At 65.2% G+C, this 23,214-nt stretch carries 14 protein-coding genes, 1 tRNA gene and 1 pseudogene; 10 read left to right on the forward strand and 6 right to left on the reverse strand.

Going from position 1 to position 23,214, the window contains the following annotated elements; all coding sequences use genetic code 11:
* Nucleotides 1–203: 203 nt before the first annotated feature.
* Nucleotides 204–332 (reverse strand): annotated as a pseudogene (locus BLS55_RS11870) (transposase); the annotation flags it as partial.
* Between the two features lie 11 nt (nucleotides 333–343).
* Between BLS55_RS11870 and BLS55_RS05545 the strand changes: the two are divergent.
* Nucleotides 344–2,107, forward strand: a complete 1,764-nt coding sequence (locus tag BLS55_RS05545; protein WP_092153376.1) for a GmrSD restriction endonuclease domain-containing protein — start codon at nucleotides 344–346, stop codon at nucleotides 2,105–2,107.
* Between the two features lie 277 nt (nucleotides 2,108–2,384).
* On the opposite strand, the gene BLS55_RS05550 is transcribed toward BLS55_RS05545, so the two are convergent.
* A tRNA-Met gene (locus tag BLS55_RS05550) sits at nucleotides 2,385–2,461 on the reverse strand.
* Nucleotides 2,462–2,949: 488 nt separating this feature from the next.
* Between BLS55_RS05550 and BLS55_RS05555 the strand changes: the two genes are divergently transcribed.
* The 5 genes from BLS55_RS05555 to BLS55_RS05575 all read left to right on the forward strand — a co-directional run bounded on the left by BLS55_RS05555 (nucleotide 2,950) and on the right by BLS55_RS05575 (nucleotide 10,103).
* On the forward strand, nucleotides 2,950–3,465 hold the full coding sequence (locus BLS55_RS05555; protein ID WP_257243144.1) for a CvpA family protein: 516 nt from the start codon (nucleotides 2,950–2,952) through the stop codon (nucleotides 3,463–3,465).
* Nucleotides 3,466–3,501: 36 nt separating this feature from the next.
* On the forward strand, nucleotides 3,502–4,383 hold the full coding sequence (gene mazG, locus BLS55_RS05560; RefSeq protein WP_092153377.1) for a nucleoside triphosphate pyrophosphohydrolase: 882 nt from the start codon (nucleotides 3,502–3,504) through the stop codon (nucleotides 4,381–4,383).
* Between the two features lie 120 nt (nucleotides 4,384–4,503).
* Complete coding sequence (locus tag BLS55_RS05565) at nucleotides 4,504–6,702, forward strand: hypothetical protein (protein ID WP_257243145.1); 2,199 nt, start codon at nucleotides 4,504–4,506, stop codon at nucleotides 6,700–6,702.
* A complete protein-coding gene (locus BLS55_RS05570; RefSeq protein WP_143339524.1) occupies nucleotides 6,699–8,924 on the forward strand; it encodes a hypothetical protein in 2,226 nt (741 codons plus the stop codon). Before BLS55_RS05565 ends, BLS55_RS05570 begins: the two co-directional genes overlap by 4 nt.
* A 156-nt stretch (nucleotides 8,925–9,080) precedes the next feature.
* On the forward strand, nucleotides 9,081–10,103 hold the full coding sequence (locus tag BLS55_RS05575; protein ID WP_092153380.1) for an NAD-dependent epimerase/dehydratase family protein: 1,023 nt from the start codon (nucleotides 9,081–9,083) through the stop codon (nucleotides 10,101–10,103).
* A gap of 229 nt (nucleotides 10,104–10,332) precedes the next feature.
* On the opposite strand, the gene BLS55_RS05580 is transcribed toward BLS55_RS05575, so the two are convergent.
* Genes BLS55_RS05580 through BLS55_RS05595 form a run of 4 tightly spaced genes read right to left on the reverse strand, consistent with a single transcriptional unit; the run spans nucleotide 10,333 to nucleotide 16,466 of the window.
* On the reverse strand, nucleotides 10,333–12,651 hold the full coding sequence (locus tag BLS55_RS05580) for a hydratase (RefSeq protein WP_092153381.1): 2,319 nt from the start codon (nucleotides 12,649–12,651) through the stop codon (nucleotides 10,333–10,335).
* 45 nt (nucleotides 12,652–12,696) lie between these two features.
* Nucleotides 12,697–13,362, reverse strand: a complete 666-nt coding sequence (locus tag BLS55_RS05585; protein WP_092153382.1) for a LysE family translocator — start codon at nucleotides 13,360–13,362, stop codon at nucleotides 12,697–12,699.
* A 58-nt stretch (nucleotides 13,363–13,420) separates the two neighbouring features.
* On the reverse strand, nucleotides 13,421–14,563 hold the full coding sequence (gene icd, locus BLS55_RS05590; RefSeq protein WP_092153383.1) for an NADP-dependent isocitrate dehydrogenase: 1,143 nt from the start codon (nucleotides 14,561–14,563) through the stop codon (nucleotides 13,421–13,423).
* 43 nt (nucleotides 14,564–14,606) lie between these two features.
* Nucleotides 14,607–16,466, reverse strand: a complete 1,860-nt coding sequence (locus BLS55_RS05595) for a triose-phosphate isomerase (protein WP_092153384.1) — start codon at nucleotides 16,464–16,466, stop codon at nucleotides 14,607–14,609.
* A gap of 239 nt (nucleotides 16,467–16,705) precedes the next feature.
* Between BLS55_RS05595 and BLS55_RS05600 the strand changes: the two genes are divergently transcribed.
* From BLS55_RS05600 to thrC, 4 genes are all read left to right on the forward strand, one after another.
* Nucleotides 16,706–18,829, forward strand: a complete 2,124-nt coding sequence (locus tag BLS55_RS05600) for a ribonuclease catalytic domain-containing protein (RefSeq protein ID WP_092153385.1) — start codon at nucleotides 16,706–16,708, stop codon at nucleotides 18,827–18,829.
* A 59-nt stretch (nucleotides 18,830–18,888) separates the two neighbouring features.
* Nucleotides 18,889–20,889 carry an ATP-binding protein gene (locus BLS55_RS05605; protein ID WP_092153386.1) on the forward strand — a complete coding sequence of 667 codons (2,001 nt, stop codon included), beginning with the start codon at nucleotides 18,889–18,891 and terminating at the stop codon, nucleotides 20,887–20,889.
* Between the two features lie 26 nt (nucleotides 20,890–20,915).
* On the forward strand, nucleotides 20,916–21,506 hold the full coding sequence (plsY, locus tag BLS55_RS05610; RefSeq protein ID WP_092153387.1) for a glycerol-3-phosphate 1-O-acyltransferase PlsY: 591 nt from the start codon (nucleotides 20,916–20,918) through the stop codon (nucleotides 21,504–21,506).
* A gap of 66 nt (nucleotides 21,507–21,572) precedes the next feature.
* Nucleotides 21,573–23,018: a threonine synthase gene (thrC, locus tag BLS55_RS05615; RefSeq protein WP_257243146.1), complete on the forward strand. Its 1,446-nt coding sequence runs from the start codon at nucleotides 21,573–21,575 to the stop codon at nucleotides 23,016–23,018.
* The last annotated feature ends 196 nt before the right edge of the window (nucleotides 23,019–23,214 follow it).

A 23,214-nucleotide genomic window follows, 5' to 3' on the forward strand; every position in this document is an offset into this window, starting at 1 on the left:
TGAAAAATGGTCGGGGGTTTTTGCGTTTTCTATGATTAAATTACCAGTGAAATGGGCCTGCTGGTGAATTCTGTCAGCTCCTAATCGTACTCATGAAAAAAATCCAGCTATCCATTAATTGCATTACGGAACCATATCCGTAACTTGATTTTTATTATAGCAATGGTTTATGGTTCTTCCGGGTTTTCCGTGGGTAACCCCTGTCAGGAACTGGCCGGGTAGAGGTTTAGACCGCCACAGAAGAAGTAGATGGCTGTCTTGAAATGCTCCCGGTTCCTATAACCGCAAGCCTTCCTCTTGATGGCCATGATCTTGCTGTTGAGGCCCTCGGCCTGGAGCCCCCATGTCCCTCTTCACACAGATTCCCTATACGCTGCAAACGCTCATCGCCAATATTGATTCCGGCATTCTGGCCCTGCCGGAAATCCAGCGCCCCTTTGTCTGGGAAAATGCCAAGGTGCGTGACCTGCTCGACTCCATGTACCGGGGCTATCCTGTAGGCACACTGCTTTTCTGGCTGACCAGCAACAATGCCCAGGCTGGGCGCAGTATCGGGGAAGCCAATCAGACCGTGCCCCATAGCCTTATTGTGGACGGGCAGCAACGCCTGACAGGTCTGTATGCCGTCATCAAAGGCGTGGCTGTACTGCGTAACAACTACGAACGCGAACACATCCGCATCGCCTTCAACCCCTTGAAAGACGAATTCATGGTGCCGGACGCCTCCACTCCCAAAGACCCGGCCTGGCTGCCCGATATTTCTGTTATCTGGAAACCGGGGGCGGACTTGTTCAGCATCGTGCCGGACTACCTTGCCCGGTACAGAGCCGCGCGAGGAGAAGACAGTCTGAGCCCGGAAGACGAAACCCATATCAAAAATGCCCTGAACAAGCTGTACAGCCTACCGGGCACATACAGCTTTACCGTGCTGCAACTGGTGCCGGATATGACGGAAGAAGAGGTCTCGCAGGTATTCGTGCGGGTCAACAGCATGGGTAAACGCCTGAACCAGGCAGATTTTATCCTTACCCTCATGTCAGTCTATTGGGATACCGGACGGCATGAGCTGGAACGCTTTGCCCGTGAAAGCCGCATTCCACCGGCAGCAGGCGCAAAAGTCCCTTTCAATTTCCAGTTCAGGCCGGAACCGGATCACCTTTTGCGCGTTGGCGTGGCGCTGGCCTTCCGTCGTGCCCGCTTGCAAAGCGTATACGCCGTGCTGCGTGGCAAGGATATGGAAACCGACGCCTTCAGCCCGGCACGACGCGATGAGCAGTTTGACAAACTTCAGCAGGCCCAGGCAAAAGTTCTGAACCTGACTGACTGGTTCGCCTTTCTGACCTGCCTCACCCAGGCAGGCTACCGTCGCGAAGACCTGCTCATCTCCAACATGGCGGCGGTGTATGCCTATGCGTTCTTTCTGATCGGCAAGCACAATTTTGGCGTCGCACAGCCAGAATTGCGTAAGGTCATTGCCCGCTGGTTTTTTGCCAGCGCCCTGACAGCGAGATACAGCACCTCCCCTGAATCCGTTATGGAAAAAGATATGGCCGCCCTGCGCGACATCAGCACCGCGCAGGAGTTTGTCACCTATCTGGAAGGCCAGATGGCCTTGACCCTGACTCAGGACTATTGGAACATTACACTGCCCGGCAATATGGCGACTTCGGCGGCCCGCAGCCCTGAACTCGCTGCCTATTTTGCCACGCTCAACCTGCTCGATGCCCGCGTCCTGTTTTCCAAGGTAAAAATATCGGAATTGATGGAGCCTGGCTTGCAGCCGCGCAAAGCCCTTTTGGACAGGCACCACCTCTTCCCCAAGGGTTTTTTGAAAAAACACGGCATCACCGCTGTGCGACAGACCAACCAGATCGCCAACATGGCCCTGCTTGAATGGCCGCAGAATATTACTATCAAAGATGACGCACCGTCAGACTATGTGCCAAGGATCATGCAAAGCGGCCAGTTTACAGATGACGAACTGCGGTGCTTTGCGCACTGGCACGCACTACCGGAAGGCTGGGAAAAAATGAGCTACGATGAATTTCTTCCCCAACGTCGACAACTTATGGCGCACGTTATTCGTGAAGGGTTTGAACGTATTTGAGGAGTGTCTGGTTAGAAACGCTGGTTAGAAAATGGTTAGGAACGTGGTTAGGACGCGTCCCTCAGCCGATTTTTCTCCCCATCCCAGAGGAGGAGAATCGCACAAAAATTCCTCTTCCCACCACATTCCCAGCCCCGCGCCGCAAGCCCCATCACCCCCAGCAAAGCCGCGTCAATCCACGCCCCACGGGGTAGGGCATTGTGGCCTTCTGGTTAGAAATAGGTTAGAAAAACAGAAAAAGCCTTTAGAAGTATTACTTCTAACGGCTTGAATTATCTGGTTGCGGGGGCAGGATTTGAACCTACGACCTTCGGGTTATGAGCCCGACGAGCTACCGAGCTGCTCCACCCCGCGCCATCTGGCAACGTTCCTCGTTGCGAGAAGCAATATGTAGTCCTTCCTGTCTGGGCTGTCAAGCGACTTTTTCGTTTTTTGTGATTTTTCTTGAGGCAGTTCTGGCCCCAGGCACGTCAGGCCGCGCGCTGCCCGTGGTGGTGCGGGGTTCAGCGCGGCATTCCGGCCGCATTGTTCCTCGTCCTGCATCAAGCCTTTGTTCTCCGTGGTCCACGCCGTCGGGGGAGCCGGGATGCGCCCCACGCCGCTCCGCGCAGCGGTTCTGCATGCGCGTATTCTGCGCCGGTTTCTTCCTCCTGTTCTCCCGCGCCACGCACGGGACCACTGGCGCGTATGTTGGCTGTTCCCTGTGCACCCCATCCCCGCGCCGTATAGCGTGCTGCGCTTCAGGCAAAAGCCTGCCCCGCGCATTGTGCCCCGCCCGCGCATCTGCTATGCTCCGGCCACTGCGCGGGGCGTTCGCGCCGGGGCGCATCCCGGCTCCCCCGATGGCGCGGACCACGGAGAACAAAGGCATGGGGCAGGACGTATTTGACCTTGTGGTGGTGCTCACCCTGGTGGTGTTTGCCGGGCGGGGATTTTTTCAGGGTTTTGTGGCCGAGGTGGCAGGGCTGGTCGCCTTATTGGGCGGCTTCTGGGCCGCGCACCACTACCACGCGCTCCTGGCCCCGCGCCTCACGGCCATAGCCGATCCTTCCTGGCGGGCCATCGCAGCCTATGTGCTCATTTTTCTGGCGGTCATCATTGCCGTGGCGCTGGTGGCGCGCATTCTGCAAAAGATCCTTTCCTTTTCCTTTGTGGCCTGGGCGGACAAGCTGGCGGGCGGAGCTGTGGGCCTGGCCAAGGGCACGCTGCTCTGCGCCCTGGCCTTGCTGTTGCTGCAAAAATTTTTTGCCCAGGCCGCTTTTATGCAGCACTCGCGCACCTTGCCGTATTTTAACGCGCTTATAGCCCAGGTGCGCGGCTGGCTGCCGCCCGATCTGCTCGCCCGCCTGGGCCTTTGATCCTTGCCGTTTCTAACTTTTGCCGAAGGATATCGCATGGAACCCACCGCTCTTGAAGCGCTGCAAGCCCTCATCGACCGTCTTACCGCCCCGGACGGCTGCCCCTGGGACAAAGAACAGACCCCGCAAAGCCTTGCCGACTACATCATTGAAGAAAGCCACGAGCTGGTCAGCGCCATCCGCTCCGGCAACGTGGCGGACATCCGGGAGGAGCTGGGCGACGTAGCCTTTCTGCTCCTGTTCGTGGCCCGGCTGTACGAGCGCCAGGGCCAGTTCAGCCTGGACGACGCCCTGAACAACAACCGGGCCAAGATGGTGCGCCGCCACCCGCACGTTTTCGGCGACGCCACCTTTGACAGCCGCGACGCCCAGCTGGCCGCCTGGGAGCAGATCAAACGCGCCGAGCACCAGGACGCCGCAGGCAAGCCACAGGGCCTTTACGCCAGCCTGCCCGCCAGCCTGCCGCCGCTCATCAAGGCCTACCGCATCAACTCCAAAGCGGCGCGGGTGGGCTTTACCTGGCAGGAAGACGAAGAGGTGGAGCAGCAGGTGGAGGCCGAATGGCTGGAGTGGCTGGACGCCTCAGCCAACGGCGACCAGGAGGCGCAGAAGCACGAGCTGGGCGACCTGCTTTTCAGCATCACGGAGCTGGGGCGGCGCAAGGGCATCAAGGCCAGCGAGGCCTTGGATCTGGCCGCCATCCGCTTTTTGCGGCGTTTTGCCGCCATGGAGGCTATGGCCGCCGCGCAGGGCAAGGATTTCGCCGCCCTGAGCCTGGACGAGAAGGACGCCTTGTGGAACGCGGCCAAGGCGCAGGAAACGGCGGACGCCCCGCAGGCGGCGGGGGCCGCCGACGCTTCGTCCGCCAGGCCGCGCCGCGAAGTGGGCGCGCCGTCCCCAGAGGCGGAGAAGGACTGACATGGGCCGCTCCTGCGCCGCGTTGCGCGTTGCAGCGGGCCTGTCCTGCCGTGCAGCTGCGGCAGGACTGCCTGGCGGAGACGTTGCCGCGTCGGCGCGGCGCGCTTCGGAGTGAACACCTTGAAAACATTGTGGATGCGCATGCTTGCTGTGCGGGCCGGGGGCAGGGCCTCCGGAGCCGCCCAGGCCAGAGCGTCGGCTGTGCCGGTGCTGGCCGCGCTTTTGCTGCTGTCGCTTTTGTGGGGGCTTGCGGCCTGCACGCCGCACCGCCAGGGCACGGCTCGTGCGGGCGCGCCTCAGGCCCAGAGCGGCCTGCCGCGCGTAGACCCCGGCTACCTCCAGTGGCTGGAGCGGCAGTCCTTGCTGGGGGCCGCGCCGGAGCTCACGGGGCAGGTTTCCGGCACGGATCGGGTCTGGCGCAACAGCGCCACAGCCCGGCGGCTGCCCGTGCTGCTAGCGGCCGCGCCCAACTGGCTGGACGTGAACCCCTTCACCCTGAACGCCGGGCAACCGCTGCTGCGGGCGCTGGCCCGGCCGGACGTGCTCGGCTTCCTGAACCAGGCCGGGCTGGACGGGCTTTTTCTTGCGCCCAGCGGGGAGCGAGGCGACATCTGGACCGAGGGCGCGCCCGCCGCGCCTGACCGCTATGCCTTGCCGGGCACCAACACCGTCAGCCTGCGCTTTGATCCCGCCCTGGGCTCGGACGAAGACTTTGCCCGGCTGGCCGCGCTGGCGGAGGCCCACAACCTGCAGCTGGGCGGCGATCTGCCCCCGGCGGCCACCGGTCTGGGACCGGATTTTATTCTTCAGGCGCGCCGCGCCTCGCGTTTTGACGGGCTCTACGCCATGATTGCCGTGCCGCGCAAGGACTGGGACGCGCTGCCCGTTACGGGCGGCGAATGGGATTGCCTGCCCTTGCGGCCTGAGGCCGTGCAGCTTTTGCGGGCGCGCGGCGTGCTGCCCGAAGCCCTGGGCAGGGACGGCCTTGCCTGGGCCACGCCCAGCGGATGGGCCGCCACTGGCGAGGTGCGCGGCGCGGATGGGCAAACGCGGCGCTGGGCCTACCGCTACTGCGGCCATCCCCTGCGCCCCGTGCTGCTCTGGCAGGATCCTTCGGGCCAGGCGCGGCGCGTGTTCTCGGCCGCGGTCATCCGTCATACGGGTCTGCAGGGCCAGGCTTTGGCCGGTCTGCGTCTGGAGGCCCTCATGGGGCTGGACGTGGGCGGCGCGTCCGCAGCCGGGGCAACGGCGTCGGCTTCCGCGCTCAGTCCCGGCCCGGAAGCGGCGGACGATCTGGCGCGGGAGATCCACCGCTACGGCGGCTGGGCCATGCTGGACGACGCCCTGCCCGCCGCCTTGACGCCCCCCCTGCAGAAAATCGCCGTGGATGTAACCCGTGACGCCGCCACTACGGCGGGCGCGGCCTGCGCCCTGCTCACCGGGGACGCCGCGCCTCTGGCCCAGCTGCTGCGGGAGGCCCTGCGCGCCGACGTGGATTTCAGCCGTCAGGCCCGCGGCCTGCACGAGGCCCTGCGCGTGGAGCTGCGCGCCCTGCCGGAGGCCCCCCCGTTTGCGGCCTGGGCCCAACGGGCGCGGCAAAAGGCGGGCGCGGCGGCGGAGGCCCCCTATCTGGACGCCAGCCTGGCCGGCCTGGCGGCGCGCGCCCTGGGGCGGTCGGCAGCGCAGGCCGCGCCGCCCGCGGTGGCTGCAATCCAGCGCACTGACGCGGCCCGCGCCGATGCTGCTGCCCCGGATGCCGCCCTGGCCCGCGCCGCCCTGCTCTTGCTCTCCTGGCGGGCAGGCCTGCCAGGCCTGGCTTTTGTGAGCCCCCAGGATCTCACGGGCGCGCTGGTTGTTCCCGGCGCCGCCGTCGCCAAGGGCAAGGCTGTCCAGGCCACGCCCCTTTGGGAGGAGCGCGCCGCCGTCACGCCCGGTCTGCCGCTGGCCTTTGGCTCCCTGGCCCGCCAGTGGGCGGAGGAAGACAGTTTTGCCCGGCAGGCGGCCCGGCTGCTGGCGGCGCGCCGGGCGGCGGGCCTGGCGGGCGGCAAGATGCTGGCCGTCATGAGCGGCCCGCCAGGCTGCGTGGCCGTGCTGAGCGCCCTGCCCGGCGGGGGGCACTGGCTTCTGGCCGCCAATTTTTCCGACCACGGACAGCGCCTTGTCTGCACGCTGCCCGCCGTCGCTTCCGGTCCGGCCCGCGACCTTGACGGCAAGCCCGTCGTCCTGCGGGACCGCGCTCTGGAAGTGGACCTTGACGCCCGCGAGGCCCGGCATATCCTGGTGGGCGGAACGCACCCGACGCAAGGAGTCTCGCCATGACCCAGAACAGCACCCCCGAATCTCCCTCTCGCGCCGCAGCGGACGATCAGCACCCCGCGGACGCTGCCGCGCCGGAAAGCGCCGCGCCGCAGGCCGCACCGGCCACGGCCCCAGGCTCTCCGATCCCAGAAGTTCCGAGGCCAGAAGCTCCGGCCGCGCCGTCCCCCGCGCCGACTGCACCCGACGCCTGGGCGGCCTTCAAAAGCGCCGCGCCGGAGCGCGATGCCGCGTCGGATGGTCCGGTGCGGTCCGCAGCAAATGAGGACGCGCCGGAGGCTGCCGCCGCACAGGCCACGCCGGGCCAGAATGCGCCTGATGCGCCCCATGCTCCGGACGCCGCAAGCGCCGCGTCGGGGAAAAGTACGCCCGCCGCGCCGGAAGGGGCCCTGACTGCGCCCACCGCACCCACAGCGGCGCAGGACGACGCGCCCTTGACGCTCACGCCGCCCGCAGCCCCGTCCGCAGAACGCGCGTCCGCCGCGGCTGCCGCGGCTGCTCCGCTTCCCGCGGACAAGTTGTTCAACGCTCTGAGCCGCCTGGGCCCTCTTGTGCCCTTGCTGCTGCTTCTGGCCCTGGCCTGGCCCGCGCTGCTGGGCAATGGCCTGTATTGCCCGCGCGAGGCCCACACCGTCCTGGCCTTTCAGGATGGCCTGCAACAGGGGGGCTGGCTGGCGGCCGGAGCGGGATCCGGCCTCTGGCCCGGTTATTTCTGGTATCTGGGCGGGCTGCACGCCCTGCTGGCGAGCGCCGCGCCCCAAGGGCTGGCGTTCTTCTTCCCCTTGGCCGCGGCCTTGGGCGCGCTGCTGCCCCTCAAAGCCGTATGGGTTCTGGCCCGCACGGCGGGCCTGGATCGGCGGGAAGCTCTGGCCGGGTGTCTGCTCCTGACGGCCGCGCCCATCTTCGTGCCGGCCGCCTATTTTGTGGGGCCGGAAAGCCTGGCCGCGGCCCTGACCTCCTTTTCCCTGGCCTGCCTCTGCGTCGGCTGGCAAAAGCCGCGGGCCTGGCTGCTGCTGCCCCTGGGCTTTGCCCTGGCCGCCCTGGCCGGGCTTACGGGCGGGCTCTTCCATGTGCTGCTGCCCCTGCTGACCAGTCTTGTTTTTCTGTGCTGGCGCAGCGGCGGCTTTGCCCGCGCCCGCGCTCTGGACGGGGTTATCGGCTTTGCCCTCCTCCTGGCGCTGCTGGGCCTCTGGCTGGGCGCGCTCATGCTGGGCGCGCAGCCTGAAGGCTATCTGACCGGTCTGCGCGGGCAGTTGTGGATCCACCCCGACCCCGCCCACTGGTGGCTGCCTTGGCTACTGGCTGGCCTGGGCCTGTTGCCGTGGCTGGGCGCGCTGCTCTGCGTCTCCTGGACGCGCGTACTGCGCACGGCCGCGCGGGATGCGGCGGCCTCCCGGCGGGAGCGCGCGGGCGTGGCCTTCCTTTGGATCGCCTGCCTCCTGGCCGCGCTGCTGGCCCTGGCCACGCCCCATCCGGCCACGGCGGCCTTGTGTCTGGCCTGCCTGGCCGCGCCGCTGCTGGGCAAGGCCGTGCTGCGTCTTTCCCCTGTGGGCGGGAAGCTCTTCCGCTGGCTGGCGGCCCTCATCCTGCTGCTGGCGGGCCTGGCCCTGGCGGCCGCGGGCTTCAGCTTCAGCCTGAACTGGATAGCCGGCCTGCTGCGCGTCTCCCTCGCGCCGGAAGCCGTCGCCGCGCTTGCCGGGCTCACGGGCCTGCCCATTCTGGGCGGCGTCTGCCTGCTTGCGGCCGTGCTGCTGGCCCGCCCCCGCGCCACCGGAGCGGGCATGGGCGCGACGCTCCTGCTAGGGGCCTGCCTCTCCGTGGCGCTGACCCTGACCGCAGCCCTGCTGCTGGGCCCCCGCCTGGACGTCCTGCCGCAAGCCGGGCTCAAACGTCTGGAAGCGCTGACGGCCCCCGCGCCGTCGGCCCCGGCCGAAGCCGCGCCGCTGGAAGCCGCCCCCGCGGAACCCACGCCGGAAAAAACCACGCCGCCCGCGCCCGCCGCCCCGGAAGCCGTCGCGCCGCCATCTTCCGCCCCTGTGCCGGCTCCAGCGCAGGAGGCCCCGGCCGCGCCTGCGCCGACCCCGACAACTCCGGCTGCGCCTGAAGCCGCCGCGCCGCCGGCGGTAAAAACGCCGGTCCCCACGGAATCCGCGCCGGAAAAAACCGCGCCGTCGGCCCCGGAAGCGCCCGCGCCCGCGGCATCGCAACCGGCCACGGCGCTGTAGGCCTTCGCCGTCCGGCCCGCTTTACAGAGACGGACGGCCGGAGTACAAGCGGGCCACGCCCAAGGCGGCGCATGCTGCCGCGCCGGGCGGGCAGTTATGCACTTCTGGAGCACAGACAATGCTCTTGCCAACATGCAACCACAGGACGCAATCCCTATGAGCGCGTATACCCAATTACAGGCAACCCTCACGGCGCAGCCCTCGCGCTGGCTGGTCACGGGTGTGGCCGGCTTTATCGGCTCCAACCTGCTGGAGCGCCTGCTGCGTATGGGCCAGACCGTGGTGGGGCTGGACAACTTCCTCACCGGCTACCAGAAAAATCTGGACATGGTGCGCGATCTGGTGGGGCCGGAGGCCTGGAGCCGCTTTACCTTTGTGGAGGGCGACATCCGCGATCTGGACACCTGCCGCCAGGTCTGCCGCGGCGTCAGGCATGTGCTGCACGAGGCGGCCCTGGGCTCCGTGCCCCGCTCCATTGATGACCCTCTGCTCTCCAACAGCTGCAACATCACGGGCTTTCTGCACATGCTGGTGGCCGCGCGCGACGAAGGCGTGGAAAGTTTCGTCTACGCCGCCTCCTCTTCCACCTACGGCGATTCGCCGGAGCTGCCCAAGGTGGAAGACAAGATCGGCCACCCGCTCTCGCCCTATGCCGTCACCAAGTATGTGGACGAGCTCTACGCCGACGTCTTCCACCGCTGCTACGGCTTTTCCAGCATCGGCCTGCGCTACTTCAACGTCTTTGGCCAGCGCCAGGATCCTTACGGCGCGTATGCCGCCGTTATTCCCCAGTGGTTCGCCAGCTGCCTCAAGGGCGAGACCGTCTACGTCAACGGCGATGGCGAAACCAGCCGTGACTTCTGCTATATCGACAACGTGGTGCAGGCCAATCTGCTGGCCAGCTGCGCCGACGACGCGGCCAGAAACAAGATCTACAACGTGGCCTTCGGCCAGCGCACCACCCTCAACGAGCTCTTTGCCCTGATCCGCGAAGAAGTGGCCCGCCACAAGCCCGAAGCCGGCCAGGCCCAGCCCGTGCACCGTGACTTCCGCGCCGGCGACGTGCGCCACTCCCTGGCCGACATCACCCGCGCCAGAACCCTTCTGGGTTACGAACCCCAGTTCGACGTGCGCCAGGGCCTGCGCCTGGCCGGGGACTGGTACGCTGCCAATTTGTAGAACAGGGCTGGTTTATAGGGCATTGCAACTTTGAAATGCCCTGGCGGCTGCGTGAGCAGACGCCCGCCGTGGAGGCGTAAGCGCAATTTATTTGCGCTGCTAAACGCCGAAACGAGCGTGCCGTAAACTTTATAGGGATGCCTGTTCTCAAAGATAATCTGCTCTAGTGTGGAGGGGGGAGGGAACTTTTGTGAACAAAAGTTCCCTCCCCCCTCCACACGCAAAAAGCCTATTTTCCCCTGGCAGCATTATAGAAATTGATCAGGCAACCGTCGAGGATGATCTGGCGCTCGTCGGCGGTGAGTTCGCGCAGGGTCAGGGCTATCTGCTGGCATTTGGCGCCGTCGGCGGCGTCGGGGCGCAGTACATAGGCCAGAATGGTGGGGCTGGCGTTCTGCACGGCGCTGCGGATGTGGGGCACGGCCAGCCAGTCGCCCACCTGCAGGGTCTGGGCCAGGTCCGCATCGGCGATGAAGGGCAGCATGCCCCAGTTGATGAGGTTGGAGCGGTAGCGCTTGGTGGCGTATTCCGCGGCCAGGTTGGCCCAGCCGCCCAGCACTTTCTGGCAGGAGGCGGCCTGCTCGCGGGCCGAGCCGTCGCCGGGCTTGAGGGCGAAGATGGTGGAGCCCAGGCCCACGTTGCTGAGGTTCGCGCCGCTGGGGAGCAGATCCTGCCCGCAGAGGGCGAAGAGGGCGCGGGCCGTGGCCAGCAGATCGGGGTCTTCGGGGTGGGCCAGGCGGCGCTTTTCCATCTGCTGCACGGCTTTGGCCCGGGCCACATAGCCAGGATCCTTGCGGGAGAGGGTGTATTCCGCCAGCCTGGGCGGATTGGAGCGCAGGGAGGAGGTTTCGCCCGAGGGGATGAGCTCGTCGGTGGTGGTGACGGGGTCGGTGATGACGCAGGCCACCTGGAGCAGCAGGTGCTCAGGCAGGGGGCTCATGCTGGGCCAATCCGCGATGTTGGGGCCGAAGACCAGGGGCGTTTCCGGTTCGGGGCGGCCGAAGCCGTTGTAGACGCGGCGGTGGTAGATGAGCGGCTCAAAGCGGTAGTGCAGATCGGCCTGGGCGAGCTCCGGCGTGGACCAGTCCAGCTCCGTGGCCGGGGTCAGGCGGCCGCCGTTGGCGGCGGTGGCGGCGATGGAGCGGGCGTCCATGAGGGCCACGGCCGAAAGCTGGCCGCTGGCGGGTTTGGAGCCTTCGCGGTTGGGGAAGTTGCGGGTGGCGTGGCGGATGGAGAGCGCGCCGTGGGCCGGGGTATCGCCCGCGCCGAAGCAGGGTCCGCAGAAGGCGTTTTTGAGCACCGCGCCCGCGGCCATGAGTTTGGCGTAGGAGCCGTTGTTGACCAGGGCCAGGCCCTGCGGTTCGCTGGCCGGATAGACGGAGAGACTGAAGGCGGCGTTGCCCGTGCTTTTGCCGTTGAGCACGGCGGCGGCCAGGGTGATGTTTTCAAAGCTGCCGCCGGCGCAGCCCGCAATGACGCCCTGGTCCACCCACACGCCGTTGTCGTGGATCTTGGCGCAGAGGTTGAGGGCTTTGCCCACCGCGCCGAACTGGCGCACGGCCTCGGCTTCAGTGGCGGCCAGAATTTCCTTGGGGCGTTTGACCACTTCGGCCACGGGCCAGGCGTTGCTGGGGTGGAAAGGCAGGGCTATCATGGGCACCACGCGGCTCAGGTCCACGCGGATGCAGGCCTCGTAACAGGCCGGGCCCTCCAGCTGCAGGGGGGCGTAGTCCGCCTCGCGGCCGTGCAGGCGCAGATAGGCGCGCACTTTTTCGTCCGTAGTCCAGATGGACGAAAGACAGGTGGTCTCCGTGGTCATGACGTCCACGCCGCAGCGGTATTCCACAGAAAGATTGGCCACGCCGGGGCCCATGAATTCCAGCACCTTATTCTTCACAAAGCCGGATTTGAACACGGCCCCGATGAGGGCCAGGGCTACGTCCTGCGGGCCTACGCCGGGGCGCGGCGCGCCTTCCAGCCACACGGCCACCACCTGGGGCCGGGGCAGATCGTAGGTTTTGCCCAAAAGCTGCTTGACGAGCTCCGGCCCGCCTTCGCCCACGCCCATGACGCCCAGCGCGCCGTAGCGGGTATGGCTGTCCGAGCCCAGGATCATGCCGCCGCATTTGGTCATCATTTCGCGCACATATTGGTGGATAACCGCCAGATTGGGCGGCACGAAGATGCCGCCGTATTTGCGGGCGGCCGCCAGGCCGAAGAGGTGGTCGTCCTCGTTGATGGTGCCGCCCACAGCGCAGAGACTGTTGTGGCAGTTGGTAAGGGCGTAGGGCAGGGGAAATTCCTTGAGGCCGCTGGCCCTGGCGGTTTGGATAATGCCCACATAGGTGATGTCGTGAGAGGCCAGGGCGTCGAAGCGGATGCGCAGCACGTCTTCCCCTTGCGGGGCCGTGTTGTGCGCATCCAGGATGCGCGCGGCCAGGGTGCCGGAGCGGGCGGCGGCGAGGTCCACGCCCTTGGCGCGGGCTTCTTCGGCGCTTTGCAGGGCGGCGCCGTCAATGACCACGGGGTTGTTCACAAGCTCAATCATGGGAAAGACCTTTTAGCAGGTTGGCGGTCGCTGGCGCGACGCGGGTTAGCGGGACTGCGCCGCGGCCAGTTTGCAGCCGAAGGCGATGAAGACGAGGCCGGTGCAGCGCTGCAGCCAGAGCTGGAAGCGACTGTTTTCAAAAACGCGCCGGATGCGCCCCAGCATGTAGGCCAGCGGCACATACCAAAGCAGACACAAGCCGGAAAGGATGCCGCCCAGCAGCAGAAACTGCGGGGCCAGGGGGGCGTGCGGGTCCATAAACTGGGGGAGAAACGTCAGAAAAATGAGCACGGCCTTGGGGTTGAGGGCGTTGGTCAGAAAGCCCTGGCGGAAAAAACGCAGCCGTTGCCCGGCCGTAAGGCGCGGGGCCGGCAGGGCGGCGTCTGCGGCTGAGGCGGTGCGGAGCACAGCCGCGCGCGTGGCCGGACCGTGGCGCAAGGCCTGGATGCCGATCCAGATCAAGTAGGCCGCGCCCAGATATTTAAGGATGCCGAACAGGAAGGCGGATTGAGCGATAAGGGCCGAGATGCCCAGCATGGCCGCCGTGGTGTGCAGGCAGATGCCCAGGGCCACGCCGCAGGCCGCGGCCTGCCCCTGGGGACGGCCGTTGCAGAGCGATATCTTGGCAATGAGGGCGAAATCCGGGCCGGGCAGCACCACCAGCAAGGCAGCCAGGGGCACGAACAGCAGCAGATTGTCCAGAGTTGTCATGGCAGGCCCGGTACGGGGCGCGGCCCGCACCCGGCCCGCGCCCCGGCAAAAGCGATTGTTACAGGAGGCCGCCGACAATTTCGCCGAATTCCCGGCAGCCTACCACGCGCGCGCCCGGCACCTGGTCGGCCAGGTCCTGGGTCACGGTTCTGGCGGCTATGGCCTTGGCCACGGCCTTGCGAAGGCGTTCGGCCGCGGCGGCCGCGCCGATGTGCTCCAGCATAAGCGCCCCGCAGAGCAGGATGCTGCCGGGGTTGGCTTTGTCCTGCCCGGCAATGGTGGGGGCCGTGCCGTGGGTGGCCTCAAAGAAGGCCAGGGTGTCGGACATGTTCACGCCGGGGGCCAGGCCCAGCCCGCCCACCTGGGCGGCCAGAGCGTCGGAAAGGTAGTCGCCGTTGAGGTTGGGGGTGGCCAGCACCTGGTATTGCTCCGGGCGGAGCAGGGCCTCCTGGAACATGGCGTCGGCAATGCGGTCCTTGACCACCAGACGGCCGGGCAGGGGTTCTTTTTCCGTGCAGGTCCGGTCGCCGAATTCCTGGGCGGCCACATCGTAGCCCCACTGGCGGAAGGCGCCTTCGGTAAACTTCATGATGTTGCCCTTGTGCACCAGGGTAAGGCTGGGCAGGCCGCGCTCCAGGGCAAAGCGCAGGGCGCGGCGCACCAGGCGCTTGGAGCCTTCTTCGGTCATGGGCTTGATGCCCACGGCGGCGGTTTCGGGCACCTTGCTGACGCCCAGCTCCTCGCGCAGGAAGGTGACGAGCTTGCGGGCTTCGGGCGTGCAGGCGGCAAACTCCACGCCGGCGTAAACGTCTTCCGTATTCTCGCGGAAGATGACCATGTTGACGCGCTCAGGGTGTTTGACCGGGGTTTCCAGCCCGGGCAGATGGGCCACGGGGCGGATGCAGGCGTAGAGATCCAGCCCCTGGCGCAGGGCCACGTTCAGGCTGCGGATGCCCGTGCCCACGGGGGTGCCCAGGGGGCCCTTCATGGCCACGGCGGCCGTGCGCAGGGTTTGCAGGGTGGCTTCCGGCAGGGGGCTGCCCGTAGCCTTGACGGCTTTTTCGCCGGCCAGCAGTTCCACCCATTCCAGGGCGTGTTCCGGGGCCGCGGCGGCCAGAGCGGCGTCGATGACCGGGCGGGCGGCCCGCCAGATTTCTGGGCCGATGCCGTCGCCCTCTATCCAGTAAACAGTGGTGCGCATGGTAGAGCGATCCTTGGTTGTGCGGCGGGGGGGCGCGCGCGGGTTAAGCCACAGTGCCGGCGTCGTCCGAATCTTCCGAGTCGTCCGCGCCCACTTCCTGCTGCAGAGAGCGGGCCCGCTTGAGCAGCTGCTCCAGCTGGATGTCCACGCTGATGACGCCCAGGATGCTGTCCCGTTCGTCGGTCACGGCGCAGGAAACCGTGATGATGAGCTTGCCCGTGAAGTGCGACTGGTAGACATCCATAATGTGCAGGTCGCCCGTCTTTTTGGGCACCTTGAACCATTCCCGCTGCGAGAAATCGTAGCCCACGGGCAGGGCGTCGTAAGTCTCCTTGTATTCGGGGTCGGTGACGGCGGAGCACATAAGGCGGCCCTGGGCGTCGGTGAGGCAGCAGTACTGGATGAAGGGATACTCCTGCACAAACTGGTGCAGCCTGTTCGTGGCTTTGGGGCCGAAATCCAGCAGATCCTCGCTGCGGGCGAGCCGCACCATGAGGTTGGCGGCCAGCTCCCCGGCCAGCTGCTTCATGTGGTCGTATTCCGAGGCGAAGAGCTCCGGCATGAAACGCTGCACCAGGGCTTCCATTTCCTCGTGGGAAAGGCTGGTGGTGCGGCCGGTTTCTTCGTACATGGCCATGACCGCGTCGTAGATCTGGCCCACGGCGGGGTGCTTTTTGGAAACCTGCTGGCCCTTGGGCAGCTGAAGGTTGGCGTTGATCCAGTAGGCCACGCCGGCGCGGCCCGTTTTGTCCGTGATGATGATGGGCACGGGCCGTCCCAGAAGGGTTTTGGTGTCAAAGATATTGTAGATTTCTTCGTTTTTGGCCAGGCCGTCCACATGCACGCCCGCGCTGGTGGCGTTGAAGTCGCGGCCCACAAAGGGATAGTTGTGGGGAATCTGGTAGTGCAGCTCTTTTTCAAAAAAATCTGCAACTTCGCTGAGGACGGTGGTGTCCGCGGCGGCGTCGTCCCCCGTGAGGGAGATGTATTCCACCAGCAGGGCCTCCAGGGGCGTGTTGCCCGTGCGCTCGCCAAAGCCGAAAAGGGTGGAGTTCACCGCGCCGCAGCCGTAAAGCCAGGCCGTGACCCCGTTGGTCAGCACCTTGTGGAAGTCGTTGTGGCCGTGCCATTCCAGCCACTGGCCGGGCACGCCGGCCTCGTCCGTAAAGGCCCGCACAATGCGCTGCACAGAGCGCGGCAGGCCCGCGCCTGGGTAGGGCACGCCGTAGCCCATGGTGTCACAGAGGCGGATTTTGACGGGCATGCCGCTCTGCTGGGAAAGCTCCATGAGCTTCTGGGCCAGGGGCAGGCAGAAGCCGTAGATATCCGCGCGGGTCACGTCCTCAAAGTGGCAGCGGGGGATGATGCCCCACTCCAGGGCCTGCTCGGCCATGCTGGTGTACATGTCAAAGGCCTGGCGGCGGGTTTTGCCCAGCTTGAGGAAAATGTGGTAGTCCGACACGCTGGTGAGCATGCCTGTTTCGTCAAACTCCATGTCGCGGGCCAGGCGCAGGTCGTCCTTGACGGCGCGGATCCAGGCCGTCACCCGCGGGAAGCGGTAGCCCCGCGCGCGGCAGACGTCAATGCACTTGCGGTCTTTGGCGGAGTAGAGAAAAAACTCCGAGGCCGTGATGAGCCCGGTTTTGCCGCCGAGACGGTGCAGAAAGTCAAACATTTTTGCGACTTGTTTGACCGTGTAGGGGGGGCGGGCCTGCTGGCCGTCGCGGAAGGTGGTGTCTGTGATGCGCATCTGCTCCGCGGGCCTGGGGGCCAGCAGCACTTCGTCGAACGAGGTGCGGCAGATGCTGGTGTAGGGGAAAAGCTCGCGGTACAGCTGCGGCTTTTCCGGATCCTGCAGGGTCAGGGTGCGGTCGCTCCCGCTGCGGTGAATAATGCTGCTCATGCTCCGTCCCGTGTGCGCGCCGCGCGCGCTGCTTCTTGGTTGTAGTGACCGAATTTTTATAACGGCTTCGGGGCCGCGCGTCCAGTGGCGGGCGCAGGTCAGGCGCGGCGGCACTTGCCAGGCAGGCCAAAATGAAGGAAAGTCGTGGGCCGGAGCCGCGCCGTCGGCCCGCATAGTTGCGGCATGCGGCGGCAAAGCGTTGGAACGGGCAGCAAACTGCGCTTACTTGAGGAGCGGGCATGAGTGGATGTGTGCGCTACCCCGCGTCGGGGTGCGTTGTGGAATACCTGGAGGGCAATGCCGTCCAGATCGCCCTGGTTACGGAAGAAACGGGCGGGCGGCTGCGCCTGCTGCTGCCCAACCGGCGGGAAACCCGCCTCAACGCCGCGCGCCTCCTGCCCTGGCTGGGGCCGCAGCATCCGGGGGGTCTGGGCCGCGAAGAGATGGTCCGCCTGCTGGAAACACATAGAGAAGCCCGCGAAAAAGCCGCCGCCGCCGCGCCCCTTGAAGAGGCCTGGGAGCTGGCCCAGGGCGAAGTGGAAAGCGCCCCGGCCCAGTGGTTTGCCGAACTTTTCGCCGATGCCCCGGATGTGGACGCGGTGGCCGCCTGGGGCCGCGCCCTGCTGGGCTGCAAAAGCCATTTCCGCTTTCAGCCGCCGGAGTTTCAGGTCTTTTCCGCAGAGACGGCCGCCAGGCGCGCCGCCGAAGAAAAAACCCGCCAGGAGCGCGAGGCCCTGATGGCCGGAGGGGCGGCTTTTTTCCGCCTGCTGTGGGACGTGGCCTGCAAAAAGCGTGCGCTGCCGCCGGAAGAGGGGCCGGGCAGCGAGGAGCGGCCCTCCCCGGAGGTGGCCCAACGCCTGGAAGAAGTGCTGCGCGTCCGCATGGCCGATCCGGAAACCCAGGAGCACGACGTCCTCTGGCGCGGCCTGAGCAAAGGCCTGCCCGACGTGCCCCATCTGCCCCTCCAGCTGCTCATGGCCTGGGGCAAGCTGCCGCCGCACTACAATTTCTGGCTGGACCGGGCGGACTACGCCCCCGGCGACGCCTGGTGGGAGCCTTTTGCCGGGGAGATCCGCGCCCTGACGCTGGCTGCGGCAAGCCCCGAAGGCGCAGGGGCCCTGCCCCTCTGCCCCCTGCCCTTTGTGAGCATTGACAGCGCCAGCACCAGGGACGTGGACGACGCCTTTTATGTGCGGCAGACGGAGGGCGGCCTGGAGCTGACCCTGGCCCTGGCCTGTCCGGCCCTGTGCTGGGATTTCGGCGGCCCCCTGGACCGTGCCGTGCTCCGCCGCGGCAGCAGCATCTATCTGCCCGAAGGCGATTGCCACATGCTGCCCCAGTGCCTGGGCACCGAAGCCTATTCTCTGCGGGCCGGGGAGGAGCGCCCGGCCTTCTGCGTGCGGGTGCGCGTGGACGCCGCCGGCGGCTTTGCCCCTTGCGAGATATTCACGGCCCGCGCGCGCCTGGCCGCCAACCTGCGCTACGACCATTGCCAGGCCGTGCTGGACGCCCAGGCGGCCGGGGTGGCCCCGCCGGACAACCCCGCCGCGCCCTTTGCCGACCAGCTTGCCCTGGGCCTTGATCTGGCCCGGCGGCGACAGGCCGCGCGCATCGCCGACGGGGCCGTGGTCATGGACCGGCCGGAGCCCGTCATCCGCCTGCACGGCCCGGCAACGGACCCGCAGGTGGAAGTGGCCCTGGACTACCACGCCCCGGACGCCCAGCTGCTGGTGGCGGAAATGATGATCCTGGCCAGCGCCGCAGTGGCCGATCTGGCGCAGGACGCGGGCCTGCCCATGCTCCACCGCACCCAGGACGTGGCCCTGCCCAAGGAATACGCCGGGGTGTGGACCGCCCCGGCGGAGATGACCCGCGTCATGCGGGCGCTCACGCCCTCCGCTCTGGAGGTGCAGGCCCGGCCCCACGCGGCCCTGGGCCTTCCCCGCTATGCGCCCATGACCTCGCCCCTCAGGCGCTACCCTGACCTTGTCAATGAGGCCCAACTGGTGCATTTTCTGCGTACCGGCGGCCCCCGCTGGGACGCGGAGGCCCTGACCGCGTTGCTGCAGATCCTGCACCCCGTGCTGGACGCCGTGGGCCAGGTGCAGCGCTTCCGGCCGCGGTACTGGAAGCTGCTCTACTTCCGCCAGCAGGGCGACAAAGTCTGGTGGCCCGGCGTGATCACGGAAGAAAACGACGTCATGGTCAGCGTGAGCCTGCCGGAGCAGGGCTTCTTTGTGCGCGGCCGGCGGCGGCTCTTTGACGAGCGGGCCTGCCCCGGCATGGACGTGCGCCTGCGCCTCGGCAAGGTGCAGCCCCTGTATAACGAGATCCAGATCCTCGAAGCCGTTACGGCGGAGTGATCCCGTAGTTGCATTCCTGTTGTGAAGCGATTTTTATCTGGTTGTGGTCGGGGAAAGCTATGGCACATTCAATCCTTTCAATAAATATTAAAGATTTATTGCAATTCCGCGGTGTTGAATCCAGTCGAATTGAATTCAAAGCCAGTTGGGATCCGAAAGTTGTTGGGTATCAAGTTTTACACACCGTTTGTGCCTTCGCGAATGATTTTCAGAACTTGAATGGCGGCTATATCGTTCTTGGCGTTGCGGAAGAAGGGGGGAGGGCCATCCTTCCTCCCAACGGCCTTGCCGTAGAGACGCTGGACGATATTCAAAAGTGGATCCGCGGACATTGCAAACAGCTGGATCCTGTCTACCAGCCGGTGTTTTCGCCTGAAGTTGTGGAGGGGCGGCTGCTACTGGTCATTTGGGCGCCGGGCGGCGACACGCGGCCCTATAAGGCTCCGGTAGCGGCTAAAGAAAAGGGTAAAAAGTACTATGTCCGCATCGGCTCTGAAACGGTGGACGCAGAGGCGAACGGCCTCCTGCCCCAGCTGCTGGAGCTGACCGCGCGCGTGCCTTTTGACGACCGTCTTGCTCTGCAGGCCAGAGTGGAAGATATGCGATTCGCCAAGGTGATGGAATTTTTGCGTAATGTAAATAGCGGCCTAGCGGAAGAAACAGATGCGCAGGCCCTGTACCGCCGCCTGCGTATCGCAAGGCCGGTCAATGCGCACGACGCGCCGGTGAACGTGGGATTGATGCTGTTTTCTGAAGACGCGGAATCCTGGTTCCAGGGGGCACGGATTGAAGTCGTGCAGTTTATTGAAGGGACGTCCGGCAATGTTATTGAAGAAAAGTACTTTCGCGGCGACATCTATGCCCAGCTAAAGAATTGCCTGGAGTACCTTGAAAGTTTTTCCAGCAGCTATACGGAGAAGCGTTCGCAGCACGCACTTGCCCACGGTTGGGTAAGCTACCCCAGCCTTGCGCTGCGCGAGGCCGTGGTCAACGCTGTGTATCACCGCTCTTATGAAACGCGTGAGCCGGTGAAGATCAATCTGTATTCAGACAGGATGGAAATTATCAGCTATCCTGGCCCGATTGCGGGGATTGAACTGGAACACCTGAACCAGCAAAAGCCCATGCCTCCTTTCCCCGCCAGAAACAGGAGAATTGGCGAGTTTTTAAAAGAATTGCGTATGGCCGAGGGGCGGGGTACAGGCTTACCGAAGATTTTTAGCGCCATGCAGGCTAACGGCTCACCTGCACCCCAATTCGATTTTGACGCAGCGCGCAGCTATTTTCGTGTGATATTGCCGGCGCATCCTGAATACGCCGCCATCACTGTTTTGCGGGATGTTGCCTATCTGGAAAGTAAGGGCGACCCCATTGCGGCCCTGAAAAAGCTGGAAGAAGGTTGGAATAGAAATAAAAAATCTTCAGCCATTACAGGGGAGCTGCTTTCAAAACTTGTTGCCGGAGGCAAGTTCACAGCGGCAAAGACCGTATACGCCTCTTTTAAAGCGGAAACGCCGCCAATGTTTTGCGGCGTTGTGCTTAACAGGTATATTGAAGCCTTGCTGGAAGCCCATAAAGACGCCGAGGCCGCAAAACTTCTGGGCGATATGCCGAAAGAGGCCTCCGCGCGCGAGACTCTGGACTTCGCTATTTCCTGCAAGAGATTGAAAAAGTATGGTAACGCGCACAGATATTTTGAAAAAATAGAAAAATTTTTGTCTGAAGATCCCAAAGGGCTGCACGAGTTTGCACAAACGAAGATGCAGCTTGCGACAAAACTCTATTCCGAGCATTTGCTGCACATCCCGCAGAAACGCGAAGCCTACAACCGCCTTTTGCACGAGGCCATGGGGCAGCTTGGGCGCGTAGTGCAGCTTACGGATGCAGATGCGCGTCGCGCCTGGGCGTATCGTGATTTAGCGCGGGTCAAACGGTGGCTGGGATTTCCCAGGAAAGAGATTGAGAGCGACTACAGGCGCGCCATAAACCTCCTTCCTGAAGAGCGAACCTTTAGGCAGGAGCTGGAACGGTTCAATATTAACAAAAAAGCTGGACGATAAGCGAAACCTGCGCGGAGAATATCCCCATGCTGGAAGCGTTGTGCATTGTTCTGGCCTATGTTCTCGGCTCCGTGCCCTGGGGCCTGGTCATCGCCAAAACCTGCTGCGGGGTGGACCCGCGCCGGGACGGCAGCCATAATACCGGGGCCACCAATGTGGCCCGGCTCTGCGGCTTCGGCTGGGGCGTGGCCACCCTGGCCTGCGACGTGCTCAAAGGCGCGCTGCCCGTGTGGCTGGCCCTTGACGTGAACCCCGCGCCCCTCTTTGTCAGCGCCGTGGCCCTGGCCTGCGTGCTGGGGCACATTTTTTCCTGCTTCATGAAATTCCGGGGCGGCAAGGCCGTGGCCACCAGCATCGGCGTGTTTCTGCCCCTGGCCTTCTGGCCTTTGCTGGGCGCCAGCCTTTTGTGCGTACTGGTCATCTGGCGCGGCGGCTACGTCTCGCTGGGCTCTCTTGTTCTGGTCACAGCCTTGCCTCTGGGCCTTTGCCTGACCGGGCAGTGGGACTGGCTGCCCCTGGCCCTCTGCATCTGGGCCCTGGTGCTCTGGAAACACCGCGAAAATATCGCCCGCCTCCGCGCCGGCACAGAAAAAACCTGGCGCAAAGGCAAAGAATGACATTTTTGCGGCAGGGGCCGCACCGGGCAGCCCCCGCGAAGCGTCTTGCAGTAAAAGGAGTTGTGCATGACTACGGATTTTCCGGCCTACAGGGGCCGCATGGAATACGTCTGCCTGGACTGCGGGGCCCGCTACCCCGGCGACAGCCTGCTCTACACCTGCCCCCAATGCGGCGGCGTCTTCCTGCTGGAGAATCTTGATTTCGACCAGCTCAAAAAACGCAGCGGCCAGGAATGGCGCGACCTGTTCGACAGCCGCGCCGCCAGCCGGACCACAGCCCTGCGCGGCATTTTTCGCTACTACGAGCTGCTGGCCCCCCTGCTGGAAGAAGACGACATCGTCTATCTGGGCGAGGGTCTGACCCCCATTGTGGAGGCCGCCCCGGCCCTGCGCGCCGCGGTGGGCCTGCCCTTTGCCTATAAAAACGATGGGCAGAACCCCAGCGCCTCCTTCAAGGACCGCGGCATGGCCTGCGCCTTCAGCTACCTCAAGTGGCTCTGCCGCCGCCACAGCTGGGACGAGGTGCTCACGGTCTGCGCCTCCACGGGCGATACCTCCGCCGCAGCGGCCCTGTATGCCGCCTATGTGGGCACGCCGCTCAAGTCCGTGGTGCTCCTGCCCCACGGCAAGGTCACGCCGCAGCAGCTTTCGCAGCCCCTGGGCAGCGGGGCCACCGTGCTGGAACTGCCCGGCGTGTTCGACGACTGCATGAAGGTGGTGGAACTGCTGGCCGAAAACTACCGCGTGGCCCTGCTCAACTCCAAAAACAGCTGGCGCATCCTGGGCCAGGAATCCTACGCCTACGAGACCGCCCAGTGGTACGGCTGGGACGTGGCCGACCTCTGCCTTTTTGTGCCCATCGGCAATGCGGGCAACATCACGGCCATCATGTCCGGCTGCCTCAAAATGCTGGAGCTCGGCATCATCACGGCCCTGCCCCGCGTCTTCGGCGTGCAGTCCGAACACGCGGACCCGGTCTGGCGCTACTACGACGCGCCCGCCGCCTCCCGGCACTGGGAGCCCGTGGCCGTGCAGCCCAGCGTGGCCCAGGCCGCCATGATCGGCAACCCCGTGTCCTTCCCCCGCGTGCGCCGTCTGGCCGAACGCTTTGTGGAACAAGGCGGCCAACGCGCCTTCCAGGTGGTGCGCGTTACCGAACAGCAGATTATGGACGCCATGCTCCTGGCCAACCGTCACGGCCACATCGCCTGCACCCAGGGCGGCGAATGCCTGGCCGGCCTGCGCAACGCCCTGCAGCTGGGCCTTGTGGGCCAGAAGGAATTCGCCCTCCTGGACGCCACGGCCCATGCTCTCAAGTTCGCAGGATTCCAGGACATGTACTTTACTGACAGCTTCCCCCCGGCCTACGGCGTCACCCCGGACAAAAGCCTGGCCAACCGGCCGGAGCTTCTCCTGCCCGAAACCGAACGCCAGAACTGCAGCCCCGAAGACTTTACCCGCAAGGGCGCGCAAGCCGTGGTCCAGCGCCTGGGCCTGCAAAAAAAAGTTTAGAAAAATAATAAGTTACACGGAAGAGAGCAGTCGGGAATCGCGCCCAGGCGCCCCCCCGTACGCCCCTTGTGCGGCGCCGCCCCTGCGGGGAATACGATTGTCGGCAGGCTGCCCAGGGAAACAGGGCAGTCGCCCAGGGTATGCCTGTGGCGTTGCCTGAGAGAGGAAAGTTTTTTGAAGAGGATGGGGGGGGGTG

The sequence above is a fragment of the Desulfovibrio legallii genome (assembly GCF_900102485.1).
GTDB lineage: Bacteria > Desulfobacterota > Desulfovibrionia > Desulfovibrionales > Desulfovibrionaceae > Desulfovibrio > Desulfovibrio legallii_A.